The sequence below is a fragment of the Gryllotalpicola ginsengisoli DSM 22003 genome (assembly GCF_000419445.1).
In the GTDB taxonomy this organism is placed as follows: Bacteria; Actinomycetota; Actinomycetes; order Actinomycetales; family Microbacteriaceae; genus Gryllotalpicola; species Gryllotalpicola ginsengisoli.
In genome coordinates this window covers 1-5,069 of record NZ_AULK01000019.1, presented here as the reverse complement: position 1 = coordinate 5,069, position 5,069 = coordinate 1, and the positions used below count along the sequence as shown (strand labels likewise).

General features: G+C 66.6%; 6 protein-coding genes and 2 pseudogenes. 2 read left to right on the top strand and 6 right to left on the bottom strand.

Translation table 11 applies throughout. The features are described from left to right. Positions 1-327, top strand: a pseudogene (locus tag H563_RS18125) (hypothetical protein); the annotation flags it as partial. Between the two features lie 82 nt (positions 328-409). Here H563_RS18125 and H563_RS18040 read toward each other — a convergent pair. The 6 genes and pseudogenes from H563_RS18040 to H563_RS17815 all read right to left on the bottom strand — a co-directional run. Then, positions 410-568, bottom strand: a pseudogene (locus H563_RS18040) (IS256 family transposase); the annotation flags it as partial. Further along, the gene (locus H563_RS17550) at positions 567-1,040 is read right to left on the bottom strand and encodes a COG4315 family predicted lipoprotein (protein ID WP_245556867.1); all 474 of its coding nucleotides are present in this window, start codon (positions 1,038-1,040) and stop codon (positions 567-569) included. The gene H563_RS17550 and the pseudogene H563_RS18040, both read right to left, overlap by 2 nt. Positions 1,041-1,147: 107 nt before the next feature. Next, a complete protein-coding gene (locus H563_RS18120; RefSeq protein ID WP_022883232.1) occupies positions 1,148-2,368 on the bottom strand; it encodes a Dyp-type peroxidase in 1,221 nt (406 codons plus the stop codon). Beyond that, entirely contained in the window at positions 2,368-3,150 is a 783-nt protein-coding gene (locus H563_RS18115) for a hypothetical protein (RefSeq protein ID WP_022883231.1), read from the bottom strand. The genes H563_RS18120 and H563_RS18115 overlap by 1 nt, the downstream gene beginning before the upstream one ends. Beyond that, positions 3,147-4,415: an ABC transporter ATP-binding protein gene (locus H563_RS17020; RefSeq protein WP_081416333.1), complete on the bottom strand. Its 1,269-nt coding sequence runs from the start codon at positions 4,413-4,415 to the stop codon at positions 3,147-3,149. The genes H563_RS18115 and H563_RS17020 overlap by 4 nt, the downstream gene beginning before the upstream one ends. A 79-nt stretch (positions 4,416-4,494) precedes the next feature. Beyond that, positions 4,495-4,722, bottom strand: a complete 228-nt coding sequence (locus H563_RS17815) for a hypothetical protein (protein WP_245556866.1) — start codon at positions 4,720-4,722, stop codon at positions 4,495-4,497. Positions 4,723-4,827: 105 nt separating this feature from the next. On the opposite strand from H563_RS17815, the gene H563_RS18235 reads away from it, so the two are divergent. Beyond that, positions 4,828-5,069, top strand: a 242-nt coding sequence (locus H563_RS18235; protein WP_022883229.1) for an IS3 family transposase, incomplete at its 3' end; no start/stop codon positions are given.

The window sequence follows — 5,069 nt, the reverse complement described above, 5'->3', positions numbered from 1 at the left end:
GCGGTCGTGGCCACCGCACGGAAGATGACCGTCCTGGCATGGAACCTCGTGACCAAGGACGAAGACTACGCGTTCGCCAGGCCGAGCCTGGTCGCCTTCAAGCAGCGCAAGCTCGAGCTGACCGCGGGAGCGCCGAAGGCGCACGCACGCCGAGGAGCCGGCCACGACTACAACGACACCGGGCGGCGCCGCCACGAGCGCGAGATTGCCGAGGCGACCGAGCACGCTTACGAGCGGCTGATCGCGGACTGGCAGACCCGCAGGCCAGCCGGCGCGCCGACCGCGCGCTTCGCGACGAGCAATGACGCGGGGATGACGACGGGTTGACTTTTTCATCCGTCGTGCAGATCACCCGCCGGATCTCGACGAGCCTGTCAAGTTGTTTGTGTAAGCGGGTGTTGCTCGGTTTCTAGAGGTAGGGCTGGATTCGGTCGGGGTAGGCGAGCGCGAGTTGCGCGAGGGCTCGCTTCCAGTTCGTGGTGATCTGCCCTTCGACGAGGCGTCCCTCGGCGTTGCGTTTGACGCCGCGGGGGCGGCCGCGTTCCTTGAGTCGGTCTCGGGCGCGTTTATGGGATCAGGGGCTGGCCGTCGGGTTGCATGACGTACCACACGCCCCCGTTGAGGTAGGTGTCCTGTCCGTGCGCATCCCCGGGACTCGTGTCGGCTGTGTAGCCGTAGAGCGGCCAACCGTTGTAGGTGATGACCTCACCACCGGCGGGGTTCGGCAGTGTGCTGATGAGCGAGGCGTCGATACCGTCTCCCGCGGTTGGGGTACCGCCGTCGATCGCGCGTAGCGGGGGCCACCTGTTGGCGCACGTGAAGGTGCAGGTCACCGTCTGGGCGGCGTCCGGTTCGAAGACGTACAGGACGAAGCCTTCACCGTCGACGAGAACGTCACCGAGCCCTGGCAACTCCGCGATCGTGATGGCGGATGCGCGTAGCTCGTCGTGTTCCGAGGGTGCGCTCGTGCATCCGCTGCCGGTCAGCACGAGAACGATGGCGGCAGCGGCCGCGGAGAAACGGGTTGTCAGAGATCTCATCCCTTGGTGCGTCCTCATGGTCGATGTGGTCCTCGCCTGTCCGGGTCTGGTGACGCGGCAGGACCGTGCGCGGGGTTCCGCTGGTGCGCTGGTTGGTGCCGAGCGTGTCACGACAGCAGCTCTCGTCCGTACCAGTCGTCGGAGTCCTGGACGCCGGGGAAGACGGCGAACAGTGAGCTCGACGTGGCGATCACGAACCGGTTCAGCGCGTCGCTGTCCGCGAGACGCTGCTGCACAGGGATGAAACTGGATGTGGGGTCGGACTGATAGGACACGAAGATCAGTCCGGCTTCCTCATCGCCCATCGCGCTGTCGAACTGCCCGGTGGAGTAGGAGTACGACCGTCGCAGCATCTCCTCGTCAGCGCCGCGGCGGGGTGCGGCCAGCCGGATGTGCGCGTCGAGCGGAATTAGGGGAGCGCCGGAGGCGTCTGTCGCATCCAGGTCGACCGGATCCTGCTCATGATGGGAACCGATCGGGGCGCCGGTATCCAGATGCCTGCCGATCGTACGGTCCTGCGTGCCGCGTGGCGTGTCTTCCCACGCACCCAGGAGCATGCGGAACCGTCGGATCGCGACATAGCTTCCCCCGACCAGCCATCGGGGTCCGGCGTCCTTCACCCAGACCGCCCCGCCTTCGGTAGCCCGGCTGGCGGCGATGTTGTTGGTGCCATCGATCTGGCCCATGAGGTTGCGGCCGTTGCGCGACGCGCTGTCGGCATCCGCGTTACGGAAACCGTTGAACTGCCATCGCGGCGTCAACGCGGCCGCTGCCGACTGCCGCACCGCGCGAACCGCACCGGCGAGGTAGACGCGGTCCGCTGAGCATAACTGCACGAACATGTGCCCGAACGACATGCGCTCGTCGATCTGGTCGCCGGGAAAGACGGGATGATCGACAAGCTGTGCGGGGCGGTCAGCGCCGAGCGCATCCAGTCCAGGGCCGCTGATCCCGACGGTCATGGTGAACCGGCCAGGTGCGGTTCCCACCGAGACGAGCGATTCATCGGCCGAGGTGTCGCCCATTGCGAGCGCGGCTGAAAGCGAAGTCCACTTCTTCATGACTTCGGCGACAGCAGTGCGACTGGTTCCTGGCGCGAGGTCGAATCCGAGGAACGCCGCCTGAGCAGGCGGTGGTTCGGCGATGCCAGGCTGGTGGATGCCGTAAAAGGGAACCGTGGTCTGCGTATCGGGTTCCGCATCCGACACGGTCTCCGGGCTAACGGCGGCGGTCAGCAGTGTTCCGGCGGCCACGCCTGCGGCTGCGGCTCCGAGGCTGGCGGCGCCTCCGATGAGGAACGCGCGACGGCTGGTGTGGTGCTCGGCCATCAGTCGGTCACGTTCCGGTTCACGACCAGCCCGAATGCGCCCGCGGTGAACGCGACGGTCAGCACGATCGTGGCAATCAGCGACGGGAGGTAGAGGTTCCCGTTGAGGCCGGATGTCGCGACGGTGCTGAATGCGCTCGCAGGCATGAGACCCTGGCCGAATGGTGCGGCGGCGTTGATCATGTTCTCGAAGAGCGCGTACACCAGCGCAACGGTGAGCGCCGCGATCGACGAACGCAACCAGAGCGCGAGTGTCGCACCCGCCAGCGCGAACGCGACCATGCCGAGTGCGAGGTTCGCGGTCGCGCCGGCTGCGCCGCCGAGCCCGCTCACCCATTCGCCGGTGTCGACTCCCCAGATCGCTGCGCACACGTAGCCGGAGGCGACAGCGGTGAGCGCTCCGATGAGCGCGCAGGCGATCGCCGCAGTTGCCAGAGCAGCCCAGTTCCCCAGCAGCCAAGTCGAACGGCGCGGCTGCACGACGAACTGCATCCGCACAAGACCGGACGAGTACTGGCCGGTGACGTGCAGGATGGACGCGGCGAGCACGACCAGGCCCGTGACCATGACAGGCCTGCCGACGAACTGCACCAGCGCGCCGGGGTAGGCGAGGTCGGCGAGCAGGGTGGGAGGGTCCGTGAAACGCGATCCTCCGGGCGCGGCTGCGGTCGAGAAGGTGAACACGATCGACATCGCGGAGAACACGACGATCGCCGCCAGCAGAGGCCACACGATCGTCGGACGCTTGAGCATCGTCCACGCGGACGAGAACGCACCGATCACGCCGGCACCTCCACATCCTCTTCTTCGCTTCCTGCACGGTCATGCGTGTCAGGGGTGGCGGGCGTGGATGTCAGGTGCAGGAACGCCTGCTCCAGCGTGGGCCGTTCTGCGGTGATCTCCGTGAGCGTTACTCCGGCCTTCTGCGCGAGGCGATTGAGGACAGCACCGTGGCCGGTATCGGCGGTGACTCGTATGGCGTCCCGGTCAAGCGCAACCTCGTATCCCGCGTCGACGAAGGCGGCTGCCGCTGCGTCACGCTCAGACGGACCGGCTGCACGGCACAGGACGGTCTCGGGGATCACCCGACGCATCTGCGCCGGTCTGCCCTGGAAGATCACGCGTCCGCGATCCATCGCGATGAGGTGATCGCAGAGCTCGTCGACCTCGTCGAGTGCGTGCGTCGCAAGGATGACTGTCTTGCCTTCGGCAGAAAGTTCCCGCAAGAACACGCGCAGGTCTGCTTTCCCGCGAGGGTCCAGACCGTTCGTCGGTTCGTCGAGGATCACGATGTCCGGGTCTGCCAGGAGAGCTGCCGCCAGACCGATCCGCTGCTTCATTCCCAGCGAGAAGGTCCCCACCGAACGGTGCCCCGCCGAGGTCATCTCGACACGTTCCAGCGCCTGATCTACGACGGCAGGTTCCCATCCGGCCAAGCGAGTGAGGACGAGCAGGTTGTCCCTGGCGGTGAGGCTGGGCAGCAGTCCCGGAGAGTCGATCAGCACACCCATCCGCGCGGCGGCACCGGACGGGTCGCCTGCGGTGAGGATGCTGCCGCTCGACGGTGCCACCAGCGCGCACAGGAGCCGCAGCGCCGTGGTCTTTCCCGCTCCGTTCGGTCCGACCAGCCCGGTGATCGTCCCGCGCGGTACGGCGAAACTCAGTGGGCCGATCCGCGTGTCGCTGGACAGTGTTGCAGTGACACGGTCAGCGATGACGATCGCCTGTCTGCGTTGCTCGTCCGTGAGATCCAGCGCCGACGGGGGCTCGTCTGCCGGGGCCGGAGTGTGCCGGTGTGCCCGCCAGAGGGCGAGTACGCCGCCGACACCGGGGACGGCCGCGAGCCACTTCGAAGCGCGGGGTAGCGGAAGGAACAGCGCCAGCAGGATCGTCGACACATAGAAGAGGCCGTGCAGCGGCCCGCCCGTCGAGGTCACGACAGGAAGGTGAACAGTGAACCTGTTGGTGAGGATGACGGCCAGCGAGATCAGTTCCAGAGCGGACAGGACCCGCAGAACAATCATTGCGGGTGAACGATTGAGCTTCATGCGCAATGAACCTCGTTCCTGTTCGGCCAGGACGATCCGGGTGAGAGCGTGGACGTGCCAATGCAGCGGGTGGACGCCCTCATGCGGTGATCCTTCGCCCGGTGACACGGGTGCGTGGGAGGCGTCCCGCGCGAGATTCTCCGGTGAGGGTGTCTCCGGTGATGGTGACGTCGTATTCGAGATTGAGTCGGAGGGGCCTGGTGATCTGCTGCCGCCAGGCGGCGTGTTGACCGTCCGGGGTGTCCTCGGTGACAAGATCGGTCAGGGCGACGGCTTCGCCCGCGCCGTTCGCTGTCCCGGTGACCACACCGTTGTGTTCTTCGAAGTGGTAGTCGGCTTCGATGGGTCTGCTGCACGGATGGGTGACACCTGATCTGTGGTGCCGAGAGGTGCTGCTGGAGAGGATGTCATCATGCCCAAGCCTTATCCGCGCGAGTTCCGTGAGGACGTCGTGCGCGTTGCTCGCGGCCGTGAGCCCGGGGTGCCGTTGCGGAAGATCGCGGCGGACTTCGGGATCAGCGAGACGTGCCTGCAGAACTGGATGCGCCAAGACGATGTCGAGACCGGTGCGAAGCCCGGGGTGACGAAGGCGGAGGCCGAGGAGTTGCGCGAGTTGCGCAAGCGCAACCGGCTGCTGGAGCAGGAGAACGAGGT

Bases quoted from the DNA above. Each gene is read 5' to 3' on its own strand.
- H563_RS17550 (WP_245556867.1), bottom strand. From the start codon at position 1,040: ATGAGATCTCTGACAACCCGTTTCTCCGCGGCCGCTGCCGCCATCGTT.
- H563_RS18120 (WP_022883232.1), bottom strand. From the start codon at position 2,368: ATGGCCGAGCACCACACCAGCCGTCGCGCGTTCCTCATCGGAGGCGCC.
- H563_RS17020 (WP_081416333.1), bottom strand. From the start codon at position 4,415: ATGAAGCTCAATCGTTCACCCGCAATGATTGTTCTGCGGGTCCTGTCC.